The organism is Pelatocladus sp. BLCC-F211 (assembly GCF_041928655.1).
GTDB lineage: Bacteria > Cyanobacteriota > Cyanobacteriia > Cyanobacteriales > Nostocaceae > Pelatocladus.
Map to the genome: position 1 here is coordinate 42837 of NZ_JBHFLM010000078.1, position 22501 is coordinate 65337.

At 38.2% G+C, this 22501-nt stretch carries 23 protein-coding genes; 19 read left to right on the plus strand and 4 right to left on the minus strand.

Annotated features, from left to right (window positions below):
* Nucleotides 1-53 precede the first annotated feature (53 nt).
* The 7 genes from ACE1AT_RS09380 (at nucleotide 54) to ACE1AT_RS09410 (ending at nucleotide 3923) form a co-directional block, all read left to right on the plus strand.
* Nucleotides 54-257 (plus strand): CCE_0567 family metalloprotein, encoded by a 204-nt coding sequence (locus tag ACE1AT_RS09380; RefSeq protein ID WP_374867563.1) that lies wholly within the window; start codon nucleotides 54-56, stop codon nucleotides 255-257.
* Nucleotides 254-571: a nitrogenase-stabilizing/protective protein NifW gene (nifW, locus tag ACE1AT_RS09385; RefSeq protein WP_374867565.1), complete on the plus strand. Its 318-nt coding sequence runs from the start codon at nucleotides 254-256 to the stop codon at nucleotides 569-571. The genes ACE1AT_RS09380 and nifW overlap by 4 nt, the downstream gene beginning before the upstream one ends.
* 10 nt (nucleotides 572-581) lie before the next feature.
* Entirely contained in the window at nucleotides 582-1370 is a 789-nt protein-coding gene (locus ACE1AT_RS09390; RefSeq protein ID WP_374867567.1) for a ThiF family adenylyltransferase, read from the plus strand.
* A gap of 106 nt (nucleotides 1371-1476) precedes the next feature.
* Nucleotides 1477-1848, plus strand: coding sequence for a HesB/IscA family protein (locus tag ACE1AT_RS09395; protein WP_374867569.1), 372 nt, complete (start codon nucleotides 1477-1479; stop codon nucleotides 1846-1848).
* Between the two features lie 108 nt (nucleotides 1849-1956).
* On the plus strand, nucleotides 1957-2256 hold the full coding sequence (locus ACE1AT_RS09400; protein ID WP_374867684.1) for a 2Fe-2S iron-sulfur cluster-binding protein: 300 nt from the start codon (nucleotides 1957-1959) through the stop codon (nucleotides 2254-2256).
* A gap of 315 nt (nucleotides 2257-2571) precedes the next feature.
* Nucleotides 2572-2823: a FeoA family protein gene (locus ACE1AT_RS09405; protein WP_374867571.1), complete on the plus strand. Its 252-nt coding sequence runs from the start codon at nucleotides 2572-2574 to the stop codon at nucleotides 2821-2823.
* A 155-nt stretch (nucleotides 2824-2978) separates the two neighbouring features.
* Nucleotides 2979-3923: a heme o synthase gene (locus tag ACE1AT_RS09410; RefSeq protein WP_374867573.1), complete on the plus strand. Its 945-nt coding sequence runs from the start codon at nucleotides 2979-2981 to the stop codon at nucleotides 3921-3923.
* Nucleotides 3924-3991: 68 nt separating this feature from the next.
* Here ACE1AT_RS09410 and ACE1AT_RS09415 read toward each other — a convergent pair whose 3' ends face one another.
* Nucleotides 3992-4201, minus strand: a complete 210-nt coding sequence (locus tag ACE1AT_RS09415) for a molybdopterin-binding protein (RefSeq protein WP_016862633.1) — start codon at nucleotides 4199-4201, stop codon at nucleotides 3992-3994.
* A 1243-nt stretch (nucleotides 4202-5444) separates the two neighbouring features.
* Between ACE1AT_RS09415 and ACE1AT_RS09420 the strand changes: the two genes are divergently transcribed.
* Nucleotides 5445-6041: a CBS domain-containing protein gene (locus ACE1AT_RS09420; protein ID WP_374867576.1), complete on the plus strand. Its 597-nt coding sequence runs from the start codon at nucleotides 5445-5447 to the stop codon at nucleotides 6039-6041.
* A gap of 879 nt (nucleotides 6042-6920) precedes the next feature.
* Nucleotides 6921-7289, plus strand: coding sequence for a hypothetical protein (locus ACE1AT_RS09425; protein ID WP_374867578.1), 369 nt, complete (start codon nucleotides 6921-6923; stop codon nucleotides 7287-7289).
* 52 nt (nucleotides 7290-7341) lie between these two features.
* On the opposite strand, the gene ACE1AT_RS09430 is transcribed toward ACE1AT_RS09425, so the two are convergent.
* Nucleotides 7342-7857, minus strand: coding sequence for a hydrogenase maturation protease (locus ACE1AT_RS09430; RefSeq protein ID WP_374867580.1), 516 nt, complete (start codon nucleotides 7855-7857; stop codon nucleotides 7342-7344).
* A gap of 74 nt (nucleotides 7858-7931) precedes the next feature.
* On the opposite strand from ACE1AT_RS09430, the gene ACE1AT_RS09435 reads away from it, so the two are divergent.
* The 10 genes from ACE1AT_RS09435 to ACE1AT_RS09480 all read left to right on the plus strand — a co-directional run bounded on the left by ACE1AT_RS09435 (nucleotide 7932) and on the right by ACE1AT_RS09480 (nucleotide 21160).
* On the plus strand, nucleotides 7932-8720 hold the full coding sequence (locus ACE1AT_RS09435; protein WP_374867582.1) for a dienelactone hydrolase family protein: 789 nt from the start codon (nucleotides 7932-7934) through the stop codon (nucleotides 8718-8720).
* A gap of 37 nt (nucleotides 8721-8757) precedes the next feature.
* Nucleotides 8758-9045: a BrnT family toxin gene (locus ACE1AT_RS09440; RefSeq protein ID WP_017312658.1), complete on the plus strand. Its 288-nt coding sequence runs from the start codon at nucleotides 8758-8760 to the stop codon at nucleotides 9043-9045.
* Nucleotides 9046-9055: 10 nt separating this feature from the next.
* Nucleotides 9056-9292: a hypothetical protein gene (locus ACE1AT_RS09445; RefSeq protein ID WP_374867584.1), complete on the plus strand. Its 237-nt coding sequence runs from the start codon at nucleotides 9056-9058 to the stop codon at nucleotides 9290-9292.
* Between the two features lie 462 nt (nucleotides 9293-9754).
* Complete coding sequence (locus ACE1AT_RS09450) at nucleotides 9755-10255, plus strand: DUF2231 domain-containing protein (protein ID WP_374867586.1); 501 nt, start codon at nucleotides 9755-9757, stop codon at nucleotides 10253-10255.
* Nucleotides 10252-10857: a DUF2231 domain-containing protein gene (locus ACE1AT_RS09455; RefSeq protein ID WP_374867588.1), complete on the plus strand. Its 606-nt coding sequence runs from the start codon at nucleotides 10252-10254 to the stop codon at nucleotides 10855-10857. Before ACE1AT_RS09450 ends, ACE1AT_RS09455 begins: the two co-directional genes overlap by 4 nt.
* Nucleotides 10858-10972: 115 nt before the next feature.
* On the plus strand, nucleotides 10973-11926 hold the full coding sequence (locus ACE1AT_RS09460; protein WP_374867590.1) for a cytochrome c oxidase subunit II: 954 nt from the start codon (nucleotides 10973-10975) through the stop codon (nucleotides 11924-11926).
* Nucleotides 11927-11941: 15 nt separating this feature from the next.
* Nucleotides 11942-13600 carry a cytochrome c oxidase subunit I gene (ctaD, locus tag ACE1AT_RS09465; RefSeq protein WP_374867592.1) on the plus strand — a complete coding sequence of 553 codons (1659 nt, stop codon included), beginning with the start codon at nucleotides 11942-11944 and terminating at the stop codon, nucleotides 13598-13600.
* Between the two features lie 128 nt (nucleotides 13601-13728).
* Complete coding sequence (locus tag ACE1AT_RS09470; RefSeq protein ID WP_374867594.1) at nucleotides 13729-14331, plus strand: heme-copper oxidase subunit III; 603 nt, start codon at nucleotides 13729-13731, stop codon at nucleotides 14329-14331.
* Nucleotides 14332-14629: 298 nt separating this feature from the next.
* Entirely contained in the window at nucleotides 14630-18169 is a 3540-nt protein-coding gene (locus ACE1AT_RS09475) for an AAA-like domain-containing protein (RefSeq protein WP_374867596.1), read from the plus strand.
* A 414-nt stretch (nucleotides 18170-18583) separates the two neighbouring features.
* Nucleotides 18584-21160, plus strand: a complete 2577-nt coding sequence (locus ACE1AT_RS09480; RefSeq protein ID WP_374867598.1) for a C1 family peptidase — start codon at nucleotides 18584-18586, stop codon at nucleotides 21158-21160.
* Between the two features lie 96 nt (nucleotides 21161-21256).
* On the opposite strand, the gene ACE1AT_RS09485 is transcribed toward ACE1AT_RS09480, so the two are convergent.
* Nucleotides 21257-21496 (minus strand): SDR family NAD(P)-dependent oxidoreductase, encoded by a 240-nt coding sequence (locus ACE1AT_RS09485; RefSeq protein WP_374867600.1) that lies wholly within the window; start codon nucleotides 21494-21496, stop codon nucleotides 21257-21259.
* A gap of 233 nt (nucleotides 21497-21729) precedes the next feature.
* A complete protein-coding gene (locus tag ACE1AT_RS09490; protein ID WP_374867602.1) occupies nucleotides 21730-22470 on the minus strand; it encodes a glutathione peroxidase in 741 nt (246 codons plus the stop codon).
* Nucleotides 22471-22501 lie beyond the last annotated feature (31 nt).

The window sequence follows — 22501 nt, forward strand, 5'->3', positions numbered from 1 at the left end:
ACAAATAACAAATGACAAGTGACAAATGACAAAGGACAAATGACAAATAACAAATGACGAAGATCGAAGAACTACAAACTCAAATCAAGCGCCTCAATAGTAAAGCAGGTCAAATGAAAATGGATCTGCATGATTTGGCGGAAGGGTTGCCAACAGATTACCAAACACTTATGGATGTTGCGGCTGCGACTTATGAAATTTATCGTCAGCTGGATGAACTGAAGCAACAACTAAAAATCATGGAGCAAAGCAAATGAGTGAAGATTGGAATAAATTCCAAAAGCTTACACAAGCAGAGGAATATTTTGATTTTTTTGGTCTACCTTATGACCAAACAGTTGTCAGTGTAAATCGTCTACATATTTTGAAAAAATTCTCCCAATCTATTCAAGAAATTGATGAGAATTATACTGACCTGAGTTCAGAAGAGAGATTAAATAAATATTGTGAGGCTTTACAACAAGCTTATCAGGTTTTTCTGGAATCCACACCTCAAGAACAAAAGCTGTTCAAAGTATTTAAACAGAAGCCTAAAAATGTAGTCACGCTGACAGAAATCACTTCTGATTAGGAGGTAAAAAGTGATAGACCTAACGCCTACCGAATTAGAACGTTACAGTCGCCAAATGATGCTCCCGAATTTTGGCGAAGTAGCACAGAAGCGTCTCAAGTCAGCAACTGTTCTGGTGACAGGTGTGGGAGGATTAGGCGGTACAGCAGCGCTTTACTTAGCAGTAGCAGGCGTTGGGCGGCTGATCCTAGTCCGGGGTGGTGATCTGCGACTGGATGATATGAATCGTCAGATTTTGATGACGCACGATTGGGTTGGTCAACCAAGAGTTTTCAAAGCAAAAGAAACTCTCGAAGCCATCAATCCTGATATCCAGGTGGAAGCAGTTCATGAGTATATTACTCAGGACAATGTTGACTCCTTGGTGAAATCTGCTGATATGGCCCTAGACTGCGCCCATAATTTTACGGAGCGTGATTTGCTAAATGCTGCTTGTGTACGCTGGCGCAAACCAATGGTGGAAGCAGCAATGGACGGGATGGAGGCTTACCTGACTACAATTATTCCTGGTGTGACGCCTTGTTTATCTTGTCTATTTCCAGAGAAACCAGACTGGGATAGACGCGGGTTTTCAGTTTTAGGTGCTGTATCTGGAACTCTTGCTTGTTTGACAGCTTTGGAAGCAATCAAGCTGATCACTGGCTATAGTCAACCTTTGTTATCACAACTACTGACAATGGATTTAACCCGCATGGAATTTGCTAAACGTCGTTCTTATCGCGATCGCTGCTGTCCAGTATGCGGAAACAATGCACCTTGGAGATACTTGCAATCCAAATCCACAGTCATTAGTCATTAGACGCGATTAATCGCGTCTGTACAAGAAATTAGTCATTGGTCATTAGTCATTAGTGATTACAAAGGACAAATGACAAAGGACAAATTTTTAAAATTCAGGAGGTCTGATGACTGTTACTTTGACAGAGAAAGCAGAATTTCGTCTACGGACATTTTTAGCAGGTTCTGCTCCCGATGCCAATGGCGCCACAAAAGGTATCCGCATATCTGTTAAAGATGGTGGTTGCAGTGGTTATGAATATGCAATGGATGTCACCAGCCAGCCAAAATCAGACGATTTGGTCATCCAGCAAGGGAAGGTTACTCTTTACGTTGACCCTGAAAGTGCGCCATTACTAGAAGGAATTGTCATCGATTTTATTGATGGTGTAATGGAAGGCGGCTTTAAGTTTATCAACCCCAACGCAACAGAAACTTGTGGTTGTGGCAAATCATTTAAAACTAGTGATTGTCAATCAGCAGGTGTACCTTGCAACTAATAAATGAATGTTGCTGGTTCTTTGTTATTTGTTGTTGAGAAGCAACAAGTAACAAACAACTATCAACAAACAAATATCAACAAATTTATTTTTGAGGAGAACACAACAATGGCTACCTACCAAGTAAGATTAATCAACAAAAAAGAAGACCTCGACGCCACAATTGAAGTTGACGAAGAAACTACTATCTTAGAAGCAGCAGAAGAAAATGGTATTGAGTTACCTTTTTCTTGCCACTCTGGTTCTTGCTCTAGCTGCGTTGGTAAGGTAGTTGAAGGTGAAGTTGATCAATCTGAGCAAATCTTCTTAGATGATGAGCAGATGTCCAAAGGATTCGCATTACTTTGCGTTACCTATCCTCGCTCTAACTGCACAATCAAAACCCATCAAGAACCTTATCTTGTCTAAATCTTTCATTTTTTTCTCCCCTGTATTTTTCTTTCCTTAGCTATTCTCGAAGTCATAGCTATGACACAGCTATGACTTCTTTATTAAGAAGGAAAAATTTATACTTAATGAAGTGAACAGTTCATAACAATCATTTTTTCAAATATTTTTCTTAATTATAAGATAACGTATTTTTATAGTTATTTTCTTATTCTTTAGATTGATTTTATAAATAAATATCTATTCTTTAATTTTCTTAATTATAGATAATTGCAATTTTTATACGTACTAATTCCTCTACACTCTACCCACTAACAACCAACCACTAAGTATTAAATGTTTAACAGTTTTAGTGTCACTGGTTCTTCATTAGAATTACTAAAAATTGGAGAGCAAGGAATTATTCTGTTCTGTAACACTCAGGACGAAAAGATTCTGAATCAAGTGATATCTTTGGGTCTAGATCCGGGAATATGCTTTACGTTAGAACAAAATTTTCCTAACGTCGTTATTAAATTCAATTCAAAAAGATTAGTTATCAATAAGGAAATAGCTAGTCAAATATACGTTCGGATATTGAATCAATAATTACATGCTTGAAACTAATTAAATTATTTATTTTATTCTTAGTGTCTTTGTGTTTAAAAAATGATCTTTTTCACCACTAAGACACAAAGACACTAAGAAAATTTGATTCGGTAGGATACACCAAGATATGTACCTTTTCTCCTCAAATTAAAAATATGATTGAGAATACCGTCACACGCTACTATCACAACTTTTTACAAGTTGTTCGGAGTTACTATCAACTTACAAAACCGCGAATTATTCCTCTGCTATTGATTACTACAGCTGCTAGTATGTCGATCGCATCTGAAGGAAAATTAAATCCGATATTAATGTTAGTAACTCTGGCTGGTGGTACTTTTGCTGCTGCTAGCGCTCAAACTTTTAATTGCGTCTATGATCGCGATATCGACTATGAAATGGAGCGGACGCGCCATCGTCCTTTACCTTCTGGGCGTGTCCAGCCTACTCATGCTTTAATATTTGCGATCGCTTTAGCTTGTATTTCTTTCACTTTGCTGACAGTGTTTGTGAATTTACTCAGCGCTTTGTTAGCAATGTCTGGGATTTTATTTTATGTGGGCGTCTACACCCATTTACTCAAGCGCCACACTTCACTTAACATCGTCATTGGTGGTGCTGCTGGCGCGATTCCGATGTTGGTAGGTTGGGCTGCGGTAACAGGTACACTGAGTTGGACAGCATGGTTATTGTTTGCGATTGTCTTTTTGTGGACACCTCCTCATTTTTGGGCGTTAGCTTTGATGATTAGTGAAGATTATGCCAAGGTAGGTGTACCGATGCTGCCTGTAGTTACTGATAATATCACCGCCGCTCGGCAGATTTGGGTATATACTTTAATGCTTGTCCCTGCGACATTTTTATTGATAGATCCTCTGCAAAGAATGGGTGTGATTTATGGCTGTATAGCTTTTATTATGGGAGCTATCTTGATTAAAAAAGCCTGGACGCTTTTGCAAGATTCAGAGAATAAACAATCTGCGCGATCGCTCTTTCTTTACTCTATTCTCTATATGATGCTACTATGCGCTGCTATGGTAGTTGATAGTTTACCAATTACTCATGATTTCACTCAGATAATGATGAGATTGGTGAAGTGAATTGTGTCCTTTGTTGTTTGTTGGTAGTTGTTTGTTATTACAACCACCAACCAATAACTAACTATTTTTTAATCAACAGCAACCATGACATCTGTTGCTTTTACCACAGCATAAGCTTCTTTACCTTCAGCAAGTTGAAGACTATCTGCTGAAGATTTTGTAATGATTGCAGTTACTTCTACACCAGGTGCTAATTCTAATATAACTTCGGTGTTGACAGAGCCTGGTACAACTTTTTTTACAGTAGCTTTCAAAGTATTACGAGCGCTTATTTTCATTTTTTTGTATCTTGAATTATTTGACTCAATAATATTACTCATTTAATAAGAATATACATGTATTTCTTTAGGTTGTTTTTATGTTTAGTAATTTGTAAAATGTACAAGATAAAATATATGAATATATTCAGTTTTTTGACTAGACTCTAAATATATAAAGCCTAATTTATTGTCGGTTATTGCAACTGTAAACTGTTTACAATCTATAGTCAGAATGATCTATTACTCAGATCCCCTATTTATTAGTGAAGTCGGGGAGCTTGTCTATAAAAAAATAATTTTTAATTAATTTAGTTACCTAAGATACAGACAAAATAAGTAGAACAGCGTAGATAATTAAAGGTTTGTAGTGAGGACTTCAGTCCTTACTACGAACTAGATTCCAATAATTTTACATTACTTCACATAGTTTGTTTTTTCAAATCGTTCTACTTAATTATTTTTATAATGGTGCTACCAAGCATCGTATCAACAAAAATAATTCTAAACAAACTAGAAATTATCTACAATCATTCTTTATTAGTGAAGAGACAGGATTTTTGTAAAATCGCGCAGGCGTAATCTATCTGTACCTGCTAAATTAAAATAATTGACAAGTCCAACGCCCTCAAGTCTCGTTTCCGTAGTAAACATAGTCACTGATATTAAAGTGATCAATATTTTCAGATTTCAATAATGAGAATATTTTTAGAATTGATTATTGAGATTTAATTGCATATATCTCAGAATCTTTTTTATAGAAAAAGTGGTAAGTTACTATAAAAATAACAATTGTCATTAAAAATTTAGTTTTTTTTAATCGTTTTATTAATGAATATTACTGCAAAGTTTTATAACTGAATCCTTGCCTAATTTGCTGAGAGATATAAGATGGAAATGTAGGATAAATTGTTGCCTTAAAGCCCAATACAAGCAGTAAAAAGTGATTATCGACTTCTCTAATTAATGATTTTCTAAATTTTGGCTAAATTCTCAATTTCAGACTATTAAAGATGTATTTCAGTTATTGATGATGGGTAAATGCGTAAATCTTATTCTAAAAAATAGCCAAGTTTATTTAGAAATTAGAGAAAATAAATTGGCTAAAATTCATCCATAATCGCTTTTGACAGCAGTGACTTTCAGGAATTGCAATTGAGCCTAATTATTTAGATTTAGAACAGGCGTGTATCTTCAACACTCACGCAGCTAGGAAAGAATCACAGAATCAATTTCCTTACATCAAGGAAAAGGAGCAGAAATTATGAGAGCCAAGCATATTATGACTCAAGATGTAGCCACTATTCGCGGTTCGGCTACTGTGGCAGAAGCAGTCAAACTCATGAGGCTCAAAGAATTACGGGCGTTGATTGTAGAACCTCGTAACGATGCAGATGCATACGGGATTGTTACCGAGACTGATATTGTATCTAAGGTGGTCGCCTATGGAAAAGACCCCAAACAGGTACATGTTTATGAAATTATGAGTAAGCCTTGCATCGTTGTCAATCCCGACCTTGATGTGGAATATGTTGCACGGTTATTTGCTAATACGGGTGTTTGGCGTGCGCCTGTGATTCAAGGTGAATTACTTGGCATAATTTCTGTTACTGATATTATTACCAAGGGCGACTTCCTAGAAAAACCCAAATTAGCTTTCTTGCAAAAAGAACTCCAAAAAGCCGTATCAAATGCTCGCTCAATTTCTAGTAACTACGGTGGGGATTCTAAAAAAGCTCTAGAAGCTTGGGATTTTGTAGACGAACTCGAAGCAGAAGCATGTTTTTATGGCGCACCAAAACCAGAAAAAACAGCTAGACAACTATTCTCTAATGGACGTAATCCAGTGAATGTAGGTTAATAAGGTAAGTATGAAATTATGTAGGGTGCGTTACACTTAGTTAACGCACCCTACATATTTGAAATTTACTTGATCAATGAGCTTTCAATATAATTATATTTGAGAACTTTTATCAAAATATTTTTTATAAATTAATAGTCAAATTTTATAAATAAAATGCCCTTTTATATTTTATACGGCTGTTTAGGCGTAGATTATAGCAATAGACGAGCTAGCAGTTCGCATATAGAAGTTAGAAATTGAGAATTATTTTCTCACATTCTTGATAAATTGATTTGATATTAACTTAAAGATTGATATTTTACAAAATAATAGTATCAAAGGATTCTTTTTTTTAATAATTTCTGTTTATCATAAATCTAGCTGGAATTATACGGGAACACCAAAAAATAATTTATCCAAATTTTTCTGAATTATAGGGTGCGTCAGCACGGCGAATTCTAGATATTCAAAGGTTTTTGCACTCCTAACGCATCCTACGAATTGGATATTTTATTGTTTGGAAATCCCTAAAAGCTTGAAGTATTGCTATTTAGATAGGAAAAAACATCATCTAAGTATATTTACTACCTCAGCTTCCATCTAGATATAAACCTAAAATTAATTTTTAATTTTAACGTCAGTCAAACAAATCTCTCACTTCTATCTGATTCTGCAAAAGTCTGAGAAAGATTAATGATTAATGTGAGAAATAGGTTTGTTCAGAGGTAAATTACTATCCGTCTAACTCACGTTAATCTTAATAATTTAATTCTTAGTTATATAGTAATTACGGGAGGTTGCTATGTAACCAATATTTGTAATTTTCAAACTACAAAAATATCTATATTTTTGGTAATTTCGAGTGTAAAATCTATAAATTAATTGAGAGATAAGGAGATGAACAAGGAATTTTTCCCAAAGGATAATTTACATCCTCTTCAGTTAACTTCAGCAGATATTATATTACGTCAGCAACTAGAAAACTCTATTAGTTGTTATTTTTATAATGCTTGCGATCGCATTATTCAAAAATTATTATCTAGTTGTCGCTGGTACATTCTCAGTCACGCCAACGCTTTGACTTTAGTTGTTGAATGTCCAGACCAAATTACTAACTGGCGTGTTCTCCAACAAATTGTACCAATGGCAGCAATTTTAGGCGACATTATCAGCAGTGCCAAAATTCGCGTTTGTCCGCCTAAAAAGCAGGGATTACCTTTTGAAATGAGAGTAGATGAGTTAGCAGTTTATCGAGATAGGGCGTAATATGATTTTAGATTTTAGATTTTGGATTTTGGATTAAATCTAAAATCTCACTCTAGTCATTTTTGGGCTTGATAATAGTTAGAATTTCTGCAAAAACCAAGTCAGCAGATTTTTGAACAACAGGACTCAATTCCCAACCAAAATCAAGATTTGCCGCTTCAATTAAATAAACGATCACCTCTTGGGGAAAATCATTCTGAAAGATTTTTCTACCTGCGGCTAAAGCATTATCCCAACGAAAATCATGCAAATTATAACTGGGTTCCGGCAGGGCTTCTAGTTCTTTTCCAGGAACTTTAAACACAGCACCTGATTCGGAACCTGTTGTACTTGCATCAATAATGATTAACTGTTTACAGCCTCTTGCTTGAAACATCACTTCCATCCCAGCAGTACCACAATCGTAAACTTGCACATGAGGATGGGGATGTTCAGCAAGATATTGTTGTAGATGTTGAGCGACAATCACACCCACTCCATCATCACTACGGTTAAGATTACCGCAACCAATAATGGTTATTTGTCGTACCCTGCTGGAAGCCGCTAGCGCGTCTATGTCATTTGTCATTTGTATTTGTTGTTTTTAAAATCAGTCGGGTGCTTTAACCTAAACATAGAACAGGCAGAGCAGAAAAAATGCAAATGACAAACATCGAAATTAATACTACCCACGTCAAAGTACCTAACAACGACTTACAAATCGATGCTTACTTAGCCCAACCAGCAGTCTCTGGAACCTTTGGCGCTGTTATAGTTTTTCAAGAAATCTTTGGAGTCAACAGTAACATTAGGGATATTACCGAGCTTATAGCTAAACAAGGCTATGTAGTGCTAGCTCCTGCGATGTATCAACGCATTGCTCCCGGTTTTGAATTTGGGTTTAGCCCGGAAGATATTGGGTATAGTCCAGAAGCTTATCGACTTGGTTTAGAATACTACCAACAAGTTAAGTATCAAGAAATATTAAGCGATATTCAAGCTGCGATCGCCTATCTCAAAACTTTACCGAATGTAAAAGCTGATTGCATCGGCGCTATTGGTTTCTGTTTTGGTGGTCATGTTGCTTACATGGCTGCAACGTTAAGCGATATCAAAGCAACAGCTTCGTTCTATGGTGCTGGAATTACTACTTCTAGTTATGGTGAAGAAACTCCAACCATTAATCGCACCTCTGAAATAAAAGGTACTATTTATGCATTTTTTGGTACAAGAGATTCATTCATTTCCCAGGAAGAAAACGAGCAAATCGAGGCAGAATTCAATAAACATAAAATAAATCACCGTGTATTCCGATACGACGCAGGACACGGATTCTTCGCCGGATTCTTCAAAGACCAGTACCCATTCTTAGAACAGCACCCAAGTTACAATCCAGAAGCTGCTGCTGATGCTTGGAAACATGTTCTAGAACTTTTCCAAAACAACTTGTGATTCAAGTCAAAAAGGAGTGTGCTGATGAGTTTAACCCATGAATTTTGAGTGGGATGAACGAAAAAACGAACTTAACATTGACAAGCACGGTTTCGATTTTGCTGATGCTTATCGAGTCTTTGACTTGCCGATGGCAGTTGACCTTGATGAGCGCAACGACTATGGTGAAGATCGATGGATCGGAATTGGACTACTGGATGGACGTGTGGTGATAGTTGTTTACACTGAGCCTGATGAAGCAACAATTCGTATAATTTCTTTAAGAAAAGCACTCTCACATGAAAGGAAGCGTTATGAGCAATACCTCAAAAACCGATTGGTCTAGAATTGACGAAATGACTGACGATGAAATTGACACCTCGGATATTCCCCCTCTTACAGACGAATTCTTTTCAAAGGCAAAGTTACGAATGCCTGCATCGCCATTGGCTACAGTTGCTATTCGTGTTGATTCTGAAACTTTGGCATGGTTCCAATCAAAGGGTGAAGAAGCTGAACAGCATATGGCTGCTGCACTACGAATCTATGCAGAAGCACAAAAGAAAGCTGCTACCATGCGTCAATCAGCATAACAACTCTATATATATAGTTTTAATTCACATCAGGTGAAAATCAAGATAAAGAGAAATATTCCCTGATGTTTTTTATTTACAAACAAAATCTAGTTTATATTGTACCATTATTTTTAATAAAAATTAAATGAAAAATACTTTTATTAATCAGCAAAAAGTTTATCTTAATACATTATTAATAATAGTTCACTATTGACATTTAGTAATTATAGTTCTGATTAAAAAATACATTTTTTAGTTTTGTTTAAGAATATTATCGTTGTATGTTAATTGTTAAGTTTTGAGTCTAAAAGTTAAACTAAATTCATCCTATCCTACAACCAAGCTAATTCTTAATTAACCAGATTTCGCCGCACAGAGATTATAACCAAATCGGTTAGGTATGAATGCTGGTAATGATATTTTGAGATGCCAATATTGGAAATTGAGCTTATATGCAGTAGACATACCCAGGAGAATTTCATGCTTGAGTATCTAACGCGTTTGAACGACCATAATTTACCCTATCCAGATACAATTCATCCTATCGTTGTTCACTTTGTCATTGCAATGATTTTGTTTGCCTTCTGTTGTGATGCGATAGGTTATTTTACTCGCAACTCCCGGCTATTCGAGGTCAGCTGGTGGAATATGTGTCTTGCTACCGTCGCTATTTTTGTGGCGATCATTTTTGGTCAATTTGAAGCAGGTTTGGCAACACCTTACCATTTAGCAAAATCAGTGTTAAATATACATACTCTGATTGGCTGGTCACTTTCAGGAATTATTGCTGCAATTACAGCTTGGCGTTATGTAATTCGTACACGCAACCCCCAGAAATTACCCATTGGATATTTAGGAGTAGGACTTGTACTAGTCCTCATAGTTGGAACACAAGTATATCTAGGAGATCAACTTGTTTGGGTGTATGGACTACACACAGTACCAGTAGTTGAAGCAGTAAAGGATGGTATTTTGCGATGAACTCAGAACTAATTGACCAATTGGGAGCGCAACTAGGCGCAAACGGACTTCCTTACACCATTCCTATTCATCCCAACTTAGTCCATCTCACCTTGGGTTTGTTCATCATTGGGATTCTCTTTGATATTGTCGGTGTATTTTTCCCCCTACATCAATTCGTCTACAAATATTTAGCATTACCAGTCGAACGCGCTAACTTCTTCGATGTTGGCTGGTATAACATGCTCGCCTCAGCCTTGATTACCTTTTTGACAGTAGCAGCAGGCTTTTACGAAATCATGCTTGCAGAAGCACCCGTGGATGTCAAGAGTGCTTGGGGTATGCAAGCCATGGAAACTATGCTTTGGCATGGTGTGGGTGGTGTTGTACTCCTAGCGCTGATTGTGGGGATGACTGTATGGCGAGGATTCCAGCGCTTTATTTGGCGCAAGGACGAAGATAGACAAGTGTATCTGAGTTACCTAGCTGTCGGGATGGTCATCATGTTCGTGATGTATGTTCATGGCACATTGGGAGCGCAAATGGCTGCGGAATTCGGCATCCACAACACCGCCGATCAATTGCTCAGAATTGGTCAAGACCTCAACGCCATGATTAAGTAAGTCCTTTGGACAAAGTCAATAGTCCAGAGTTCAAAGTTAAAAGTTAAAAGTCCAATTTTAATAACTATTGACCATTGACCATTGACTACTGACCATTGACCCTTGACTTTTTACCATGAAAATCCAGAAATTACTAAAAATTCTAACCTTTGCAACGAGTGCGATCGCACTGACTACTACCAGTCTCTGGATTGGGAAACAGGCTTATTCCTGGCTTCCTCCCCAAGCAGCTGCGGAATCATTACTCGTTGATGACTTGATTAGCTTCTTGGTAACACTCGGAGCATTTATCTTCCTGGGTGTTACCGGAACCCTGATGTATTCGATAATTTTCCATCGGGCGAAAAAAGGTGAAATCATCGACGGGCCACCTATCGAAGGAAATATCACCCTCGAAGTCGTCTGGACAGCTATCCCAATTATGCTGGTGTTGTGGATTGCTGGTTACAGCTACCAAATCTACGAGCAAATGGGAATTCAAGGCCCAAATGAACACGTCCACTTCCGTATGCCGATGGGGATAGAATCAGCTTATGCAGCACCAAAGGAGGACACGGGGACACGGGGACACGGGGACACGGAGAATTTATCAAAAACACTCTCCGCGTCTAACCTAGAACCTGTAGAAAAAATCGACGTTCTTGCTAAACAATGGGCTTGGGTCTTCCACTATCCAGAAAAGAATGTCACCAGTAGCGAACTGCACTTACCTGCTAACAAAAGAGTGCGTTTAGCACTGCAATCTGAAGACGTTCTACATGGCTTATACGTACCAGCCTTTCGCCTCAAACAAGACATAGTTCCCAACCAAACTATAGACTTTGAATTCAACCCCATTCGGCTTGGTAAATATCAACTCACTGATTCCCAATACAGTGGTACATACTTTGCAACTATGCAAGCCGATGTTGTAGTTGAATCACCAGAAGATTATCACCAGTGGCTGACCAAAGCTGCAACCCGCAAGCTTTCCCCAGCCAAAAATCAAGCAGCTTCTGAATATGCTCAAGCAGATGGCTGGACAACTGTCGCCCCTGCTGAACCTCCTCTGGTTAATTATCCTGGTTAATAGGAAAACAAAGCGATGACGAACATTACCATCGAAAGTATCGATATCGCAGGTGAACAACCTCATCACCCCAGTCCCGATAATTGGAAGCGATACTTCAGCTTTAGCACTGATCACAAGGTCATTGGAATTCAGTACCTTGTTACCTCATTTATCTTCTTCCTGGTTGGCGGTATCTTTGCAATGATACTGCGGGGAGAACTTATCACCCCTGAATCAGATTTAATTGACCGTACCATGTACAACGGCATGTTTACCATGCATGGTACTGTCATGCTGTTCCTGTGGACATTCCCATCCTTAGTTGGTATAGCTAACTACCTTGTACCCCTGATGATTGGGGCGCGGGACATGGCATTTCCTCGCCTGAATGCTGCCGCTTTTTGGATGGTTCCAGTCGTCGGCATCCTGTTGATGGCTAGCTTTTTTGTTCCTGGTGGTCCAGCCCAAGCTGGCTGGTGGTCTTACCCGCCAGTCAGTCTCCAGAATCCCACAGGTAACTTGATTAACGGACAAGTCCTCTGGTTATTAGCAGTAGCCATCTCTGGTGTATCTTCAATTATGGGCGCAGTCAACTTTGTTACCACCATTGTCAAGATGCGCGCACCAGGGATGACCTTCTTTAGAATGCCCCTGTTTGTTTGGGCAGTATTCAGCGCTCAAATTATCCAACTTTTCGGACTCCCAGCACTGACAGCAGGCGCAGTCATGCTGTTACTTGACCTCACCGTTGGTACTGGCTTTTTTAACCCAGCGAACGGTGGTAATCCAGTCATGTTCCAGCACTACTTCTGGTTCTACTCCCACCCTGCTGTTTATGTGATTATTTTGCCCATCTTTGGGATTTTCTCAGAGATATTCCCGGTTTATGCTCGTAAGCCTTTATTTGGTTATAAAGTAGTTGCCGTTTCCTCAATCTTAATTGCCGTAGTAAGTGCGATCGTCTGGGTACACCACATGTATGTCAGTGGTACTCCTGGTTGGATGCGGATGATTTTCATGTTGACAACTATGTTTGTCTCCGTACCCACTGGGATTAAAGTATTTGCCTGGGTAGCGACGATTTGGGGTGGTAAATTACGCCTAACTACACCCATGTTGTTTGCCTTGGGTGGATTGGTGTTGTTTGTCTTCGCCGGAATTACAGGTATCATGCTGTCTTCTGTGCCTGTGGATGTTCATGTCAATAATACTTACTTTGTTGTTGGTCACTTCCACTATGTCCTTTACGGGACGGTAACTATGGGGATGTATGCAGCCATCTACCACTGGTTCCCCAAGATGACAGGCAAAATGTACTACGAAGGCTTGGGTAAGCTGCATTTTTGGTTAGCGTTTATTGGTACTAATCTTAACTTCTTCCCTATGCATCCATTGGGTTTACAAGGGATGTTGCGTAGAGTTGCTTCCTACGCTCCAGAGTATGAGTTATGGAATATTGTTGCTAGTGTTGGTGCGTTTATGTTAGGTATGTCTACTCTACCTTTTATTCTAAATATGATTAGTGCTTGGGTAGGTGGCGAACAAGCATCGGCTAATCCTTGGCAAGCTATTGGTTTAGAATGGGAAGTTTCTTCACCTCCACCTGTAGAAAATTTTGAAGAGATTCCTGTGGTGATTAGTGAGCCTTATGGATATGGAAAATCAGAACCTTTAGTAGCTCACAAACATTAATCATACTTTGTGTCTACCCTTACGGGAAGCCGCTATCGCGTCTATGTGCCTTTGTGGTGAAAAAGCAAAATTTGAACCACCAAGACACTAAGACACGAAGGTAAAAGTTTTAAAGGAGAATTCAAGTAATGGACGGTTATATGATTTCAGAGGAGTTGCATCTGCATCAAGCAGAGCATTCTCACGATGAAGAAGGCAATAAAATGTTTGGCTTCGTTGTGTTTTTGTTGTCTGAAAGTGTTATTTTTCTGAGTTTTTTTGCTGGATATATTATTTATAAACTCACAACTCCTAATTGGTTGCCGCCTGGTGTTGATGGGTTAGAAGTGGTTGCGCCTGCTATTAATACGGTGGTATTAGTTGCTAGTAGTTTTGTGATTTATTTGGCAGAACGTGCGCTGCAACGTCACAATTTGTGGAAATATCGCCTGTTTTTATTGGCAACTATGGCGATGGGAACTTACTTTTTGATTGGACAGGCGATTGAGTGGAGAGGTTTGGAGTTTGGTTTTACTTCTGGCGCGTTTGGTGGAATGTTTTATCTGCTAACAGGATTTCACGGTTTGCATGTTTTGACTGGAATTTTGTTACAGTTAATTATTTTGGTGCGTTCTTTTATTCCGGGTAATTTTGAATCTGGTCATTTTGGTGTGAATGCAACTTCACTTTTCTGGCATTTTGTGGATGTGATTTGGATTGTGTTGTTTGTGCTTCTCTACGTTTGGCAGTAAATGTAGATTGCCAGGTATTGTTAATATTCGCCTCAAAACTAAAAAACCAAAATCAAATATAAACCGTCTTGGGTTGCTTATACTTTCAAGCGGTTTATTTTAGTTTTGCTCTGAGTGCGATCGCTCATACACTATACACAAAAAATTTATACCTCCTTCCATGTTGCGATCGCGTTATAGCCCTGTGAAATTAGAATCGCATGATGGCCGTCAATACCAACTTGCAGTACGCAACTGAGAAATTTCACTATTATAGAGGTATAATTGGCGAACTCAATCTATTTTTGATAGGTGGCTGATGGACAAGAGCTTCCCACCTAGTTCTTATGATTATCAAGTCGGAGGCAGTCTTCCTCAAAACGCTCCTACCTACGTCAAACGTCAAGCAGACTATGACTTGTATGAGGGTTTGAAGGCTGGAGAATTCTGCTACGTCCTCAACTCTCGTCAAATGGGTAAATCCAGCTTGCGAGTGCAGGTGATGCAGCGCCTACAACAAGAAGGATTTACTTGTGCTGTTATAGATATTACTGCGATCGGAACCGCAGATATTACTCCAGAACAATGGTATGCGGGGGTAATTGATACTTTAATTAACAGTTTCAATCTTTACACTACTTTTGATTTAGAAACTTGGTGGACAGAAAATAATTTAATCTCACCAGTCCAGAAATTAGGCAAATTTATCGACACTATATTACTGAAAGTAATTACTACAAAGATAGTTATTTTTATCGATGAAATTGACAGTGTTTTGAGTCTGGCATTTAATGTGGACGATTTTTTTGCAGTCATCCGCGACTGCTATAACCATCGGGCAGACAAAGAGGTTTATAATCGTCTGACATTTGCAATTTTAGGAGTCTCTACACCTTCAAACTTGATCCAAGATCGGCGACGGACACCCTTTAATATTGGTAGAGCAATTGGTTTAACAGGTTTCCAACTTGCAGAAACTGAACCACTTGCAACGGGACTAACAGTGTTAGGTGAACCGCAAACGGTGATGTCAGCAGTGTTGTACTGGACAGGAGGACAGCCGTTTCTTACCCAGAAGGTTTGTAAGTTACTGCTAGAGGAGATCAAAAGACAGGGAGACGCAAAGACACGGGGACACACAGGAGAAGAATCCCAAATAGAAGAGTGGATTGAGCATTTGGTAAGAAAGCGCATCATTGAAAATTGGGAAGCGCAAGATGAACCTGAGCATTTGAAGACTATTAGAGACAGGATTCTGCGAAGTAGCGAAAAGCGCACTGGTAGAATGTTGGGCTTATGTCAGCAAATTTTACACCAAGGAGAGATTGTAGTTGATGACAGTCCGGAGCATACCGAACTGCGGTTAACGGGGTTGGTAGTGGAGCGCGATCGCAAACTGCAAATTTATAACTATATATATGCACAAGTTTTTAACCAACAATGGTGTGAAAAAGAGTTAGCAAAACTACGTCCTTACGCAGATTTACTCAATGGCTGGGTAGCTTCTGCACGTCAAGATGAATCATGCTTGTTGCGAGGACAAAACTTGCAAAATGCTCTGAAATGGGCAACAGGTAAAAGTTTAAGTGATTTAGATTATCAGTTTTTAGCTGCTAGTCAGGAAGTAGAAAAGCGCGAAGTTGAGAAACTTTTGGAAGCACAAGCAGCAGCCTCACGCGCAGAAGCCGCAGCCACACGCGCAGAAGCCGCAGCAGCACAGGCTAAACAACAAGCTCAATTTCAAAAGCAAATTACTTTAGTGGCGATCGCATCTTTAATTACAATTACGACTATGGCTGTCATCGCTGTGCAGAAGTGGAAAGCAGCAGACAAAGGTCAAATTCAAGCACTCTTAACATCTTCAAAAGCAAACTTTAACCTAAATCGAAGTTCATTTGATGCGTTAGTGGATGCGATGAGAGCAGGAAAACTTTTACAAGAATCTGTTTGGTTGAGAAACGACCCTAAACTTCAACCTCAAGTTATGGAAGCTTTCAGTGCAGCTTACTGGGTTCGAGAAAGCAACCGCTTAGAGAAACATAAAGGTTTCGTTCTGAAAGTCAGGTTTAGTCCTGATGGTAAAGTTATTGCTACTGCCAGCTTTGATAATACTGCTAAACTCTGGAGTTCGGATGGAAAGGAACTCGCAACCCTACAAGGGCATACTGAGCCTGTTGTGGATGTAAGTTTTAGCCCTGATGGTAAAATCATTGCCACTGCTAGTCGGGATGGAACTGTAAAACTTTGGGATCAAAAAGGCCAGCTGCTTTTAAATTTAGAAAATCAGCATAATGGTGTGGTCTGGAGCGTTAATTTTAGTCCTGATGGTCAGAAAATAGCTACAGCTGATCAAGACAACACAGCCAAGGTTTGGACTTTGGATGGTCTTCTGCTCAACATTTTCAAGGGACACACTGGAGAAGTCTACAGTGTTAGTTTTAGTCCTGATGGTCAGAAAATAGCTACGGCTAGCCATGACAAAACTGTAAAGCTCTGGGACACTAAAGGTAATTTAATTAATACGTTTAATAAACACAAAGCTCCAGCTTTTCATGTTAGTTTTAGTCGTGATGGTCAAACTCTTGCCTCTGCCAGCAGTGACAAAACAACCATACTTTGGGATGTAAATAGTAAAGCTAAACCAATCACTCTTGTTGGACATAAGGATAGAGTTAGAGATGTGGTTTTCAGTCCTGACGCTCAAATAATTGCTACTCCTAGTTGGGATGGGACTGTTAAGCTATGGCGTAGTCGAGATGGTTCACTTCTAGAAACATTGGAAGGACATCAAGGTCGAGTCAATAGTGTTAGTTTCAGTCCAGATGGAAAGCTTGTTGCATCTGCCAGCAATGATAAAACGGTTAAACTTTGGCGATTGAAAAACTGGATAACTATTTTTGCTGGACATAGTGACAAAATCTATGGTGTTGACTTCAGCCCCACAGGCAAAATAATAGCAACTGCCAGTGGCGATCAAAAGGTAAAGTTATGGAACTTGCAGGGACAAGAACTCAAAACTTTCACTGGACATACTCGGCTTCTCAGTGCCATCAGCTTTAGCCCAGATGGCAAGACAATCGCGACTGGCAGTTATGACAACACAGTAAAGCTATGGAACTTGCAAGGACAGGCATTAAAAACGCTTAAAGGGCATAATGAGGATGTTACTAACGTTAGTTTCAGTCCAGATGGCAAAATCATTGCCTCTGCAAGTTTTGATGGAATTGTGAAACTTTGGAGCCGAGAAGGAAAGCTCTTAAAAAATCTACAAAGAGATATTACATCTAATATCTACAGCGTTAGTTTTAGTCCTGATAGCAACATCATTGCCTCTACTAGCCGCGATGGCAAAGTGCAAATTTGGAAGACTAATGGAACTCCCTTGCTTAACTGGAAAGCACATGATGCATCCATATATAACATTCGTTTTAGCCCTGATAACCAAGTTATTGCCACTGCAAGTGAAGATAACACCGTGAAATTGTGGAATCGAGATTATCGTCTCTTAAATACCTTGAGAGGTCATAATGCTAGTATTTGGGGCTTAGATTTTAGTCCTAACGGTCAGATGATTGCTACTGCTAGTGATGATGAGACAATCAAGATTTGGAAGCGTGACAGTACGTTAATTACTACTCTCATCGGACATCACGATCCCGTTAACTCACTCAAGTTTAGTCCTGACAGCAAAAGCCTTGCTACTGGAAGTACAGATAAAACAGTACTGTTATGGGATGTGGAGAATTTAAGCTTGGATAAGTTTATCAAACGCGGATGCAATTGGTTGAGTGACTACCTCAAGACTAATCAGCATTCTCCAAAAGAGGTTAAAGAATTTTGTGATCAAAGTCAAAGGTAAATTATTTGTTAAATTTATTACTTATTATAAGTGCGATCGCCAAGAAACATTAACGCAAAGATACGGAGATCCACTGGATGTGGAGACAATTTAATGCTAAGTGATTAATCGTAATTGTTATGAGAAATTTGTAAGTATTTTTTCCACTTATATCCCAGAAGTGCATAAATAGATTTTGCCTGCACCCATTAAGAATATAGAAGACAAATTTGAGAAGGCAGAGAAGTATCCAATCGCTGACCCCATCACCCAATACTGCTCGAATAAGACAAATCGATTGACATTTAATCCCTGTAGAGACGCGATATATCGCGTCTCTACAACCCCAAAATTATGACGAAAAATCCTTAACCGAGCAGTATTGCCCCATCACCACTACTTTTTCAAAAATCATTATCACAACGGAAGATCATCATGGAAGATAAAGCAAAAACTGACATGAGAAAAAAAGGATTAGGTTGGGTACCAGACTATCCTGATCTACGTGATTACAATTTAGATAATGAGGATGCTATCAAGCATAAACTACGGTTCAAAATTGAAGAGAATACAGGTAATATTGAAAACATTGTCGAAGTCTTAATTAATTTAATTGATTTTCTCAAGACAAATAATCAAACTAATTTACCAGAAGGCAATATAGAGGAAATTAAAAATAAGATATTTGGCAGTGTTTTATTTGTAAAAATCAAAGTTCACAGAATTTTGAGAGATTCCTATGACGAGATAGATGAGAACGAGAATCAATATCCTCTTTATCCACTCGAATACGAGAGTATCCTCTCAAAGCAGACATTGGAGTTAAATAAATATCTTGGGGTTCTATTAATGGGAGGATATTTATTACCTCCAGAGAGTGTGAAAGATCGTCATCCAGAAGTTTTTCAAAAAGAACAATGTAAAAAGTTAGAAAGTAAAAAGTTAGAAAAAGTTAACGTTCAAGAAGCTTTAAAGTCACCAGAGGGTGTCGATTGGGTATTGAAATTGATGAGACAAAAGAATTATATTGACGACACTAAAGATTTAGTGAAGCGATTTCAGATCTGCTCTCAAATCAGAAAAGATGGCATAGTTGGTCTCGAAACTAATATTACTTTAAATGAATACTTTTCTGATTATGAAAAATTAGAAGACCTGAAAGAATGCAATATAAATATTGAAGAAAATCCGCAATATCCATCAAGAATTAAATTTTTATCTACAACTTCACTGATACCAAGCACCGCATTTTCTATCATATTGGAAGTTTTAATTTTTAAGGCTACTAAACAAATATATGAAGAATACAAAAACAATCAAGAAATCAATGATTATAAGCGAATCATTTATGAACACGATTTTTTAATAAAGATTAAATGCAAGGAAAAATCATATTTTTATCAAAAAGAGATTGAAAATATTTTGAAGAATAATAGAAAGTTTTCAGATGATATAAAAAAAATAATCAATACTCAACTGGATGAAACCTCAACAATGAATGAAATCAATACAACTTTAATCAAAAATGAAGGAATTTCATCTATACTTAATCATGCACCAGAAGTTTTACAAAATTCTTATGTAATTGAACCACTAATTTCAGTTGTGATCAAAAGTATTTATCCTTTATCTTTATCTAAGTGGAAAAAATATACATTTAAAGAACTAATTAAAAAAGGATTTGAAGAATTTGAAAAATTTTTCAAAAAAGCCAATAAAGCCAATAATTATAGTGCCAATACAGAACCGGGATATACTCAAGAACAATTAGTCAAATGTGCAATTTCTAAAGTATTAGAACTTCTTTCTCTAGAAATACATTCTCTTTTAGAAGAAAAGGAACAACTAAAAGAGCAGAATAAAGATAAATATACATGTGCTGTATTGTTATACTTTTTAATCAAAAAATATCTCAACCATTTGGAGCAATTAGTCAAGAAAGATATCAATCATGGGGAGCAAGATAATAATAGCCAATATCATGTAAACAGTGAAGAGCCAAAGCCTAATATTTTTGATAAACAGGAAGTATTTGAGTTTGAACGAGTAGTTAGTTATCATCTTACAGCTTCTACAGATAGTCAGGGGCAAAAAAAATCCAATTTATTTCCCAGTTTAGATTTATATATTCCGATAATTGGCAAAAATCTTCTGAAATCCTTACAAGAGGATGAACGTAATGATACAAATAAACAACCTAGTAAAAAACCATTTTTTCTTCTTCCTGGCGTCATAGACTTGAGCTATTGGTTTTCTCCAGTTAGAGACCAAGGTTCTCTTAATTCATGTACCGCATTTGCTGCGATCGCATTATTGGAATATTTTGAAAATAGGAATTTTGGTAAATCAGTAGATGCTTCTCCTCTGTTTCTATATAAAGCTGCACGCAACAAAATGAGTGTTCAAGGAGACGTGGGAGCATCCATACGAGAAACTATGAAAGTATTGGCACTAATTGGTGTTCCGCCGGAAGAGTCCTGGCGCTATGATGAAGATTTAGTCAATGAAGAGCCGCCTCCATACTGCTATGCTTATGCTCAAAATTACCAATCACTTAAATATTTTCTTTTAGATTATGCTGGGATTACAAAGGAAAGCCTGCTGTTTCAAATTAAGGCTGTTTTAGCTGCTGGTTTTCCTTGCATTTTTGGATTTACGATCTATTCTTCTGCCTACGAGAAGTCTAATTACAGGAAGGGTTTGATTGTATATCCCGACCCCCAGAAAGACAAAGTTATTGGTGGACACACTGTGGTTGCGGTTGGCTATGATGATTACAAGTTTATTCAGTGTAGCGATCGCCGATACTACTCCAAAGGCGCATTCTTAATTAGAAACTCCTGGGGATCTGAATGGGGAGTAGAGGGCTATGGGTGGCTTCCCTATCACTACGTATTAGCTGGACTAACAGCTGCTTGGTGGTCTCTGCTTAAAGCAGAGTGGTTTGATGAAAGTAATTTTGGATCTTCGGGAGGTGGCGGAGAAGATGGAGGTGCGGGAACAGGAGGATAATCAGGATGACAACTTATAAATGTAATGTAAAGCAAATAATAAGTTATTAAATATCTTAGGTGAGGTACTCCCGATATATCAACTTTGCCAAAGCTTTCAATGAGTTTGGTCAAAAAGTTTTTGAATCTCAGTGACTTTACTAATATCTGCTTGTACAGCGATCGCTTTGCTTCCTAATTTTTCGATTTCGGCAACAACTTCTTGCGCCTTTTCGGCATTTCCTGCATAGTTAACAGTAATCGACGCTTCTTGTTCTGCTAATTTTAATGCGATCGCACGTCCAATTCCCCGTGATGCACCTGTCACAATTGCAACTTTCCCTGCTAAAGATGGCATAATCATCTCCTGTGCAAATTGGTACTTAATTTAACTAAGTTGATCTCATTTTTAAACAAGCTGTCGTTAGGACACGAACTTCTGTCGCTAGGACACGATAGTTTGATTAGTTCATTGCAAAATACCCTTGGTGATCAGATAATTGATCCAGAATAAAAAATTGTAGAGATGTTGCAATGCTACGTCTCTACAGAGTTTAAATGTCAATCGATTTATCTTAATCTCAACAAATATTATCTTCTAGTAGCGCTCAAATAACTTGCTAAAGCTTCAGAACCACCGATGTGTTGACCATCAATGAATACTTGGGGAACAGTTGTTGCACCTGCGATCGCTTTTAAGGAATGAGTAGTTGCATCTTTACCCAAGACAATTTCTTCGTAGTCTAAACCATTTTGCTTGAGCATTTCTTTGGCACGCGCACAGTAGGGACAACCGGGTTTTGTAAACAGAGAAACCAATTTCGGTTTGACTGCGCTTGGGTTAATATATCTCAGCATCGTCTCAGCATCAGATACCTTAAAGGGATCACCTGGTTCTTCGGGTTCAATAAACATTTTTTCAACAACGCCATTTTTGACTAACATCGAATAGCGCCAAGATCGCTTGCCAAATCCCAGGTCTGATTTATCGACTAGCATACCCATGCCTTCAGTAAAATCACCATTGCCATCGGGTATAAATGTTAAATTTTCTGCTTCCTGATCCTTTGCCCATTCATTCATCACAAAGGTATCATTGACAGACACACAGACAATGTCATCTACACCACAATCTTTGAAGGTTTTCGCCAACTGATTGTAGCCCGGAACATGAGCTGATGAACAAGTGGGTGTAAAAGCCCCTGGTAGAGAAAAAACTACAACAGTCTTACCTTTAAATAATTCATCAGTTGTCACATTCACCCACTGATCATTCTGGCGCAGACGAAATGTGGTGTTGGGAACTCTTTTTCCTTCGTGATTTGGCAACATAATTAAGTTTACTCCTGGGAAACTTGCTAAT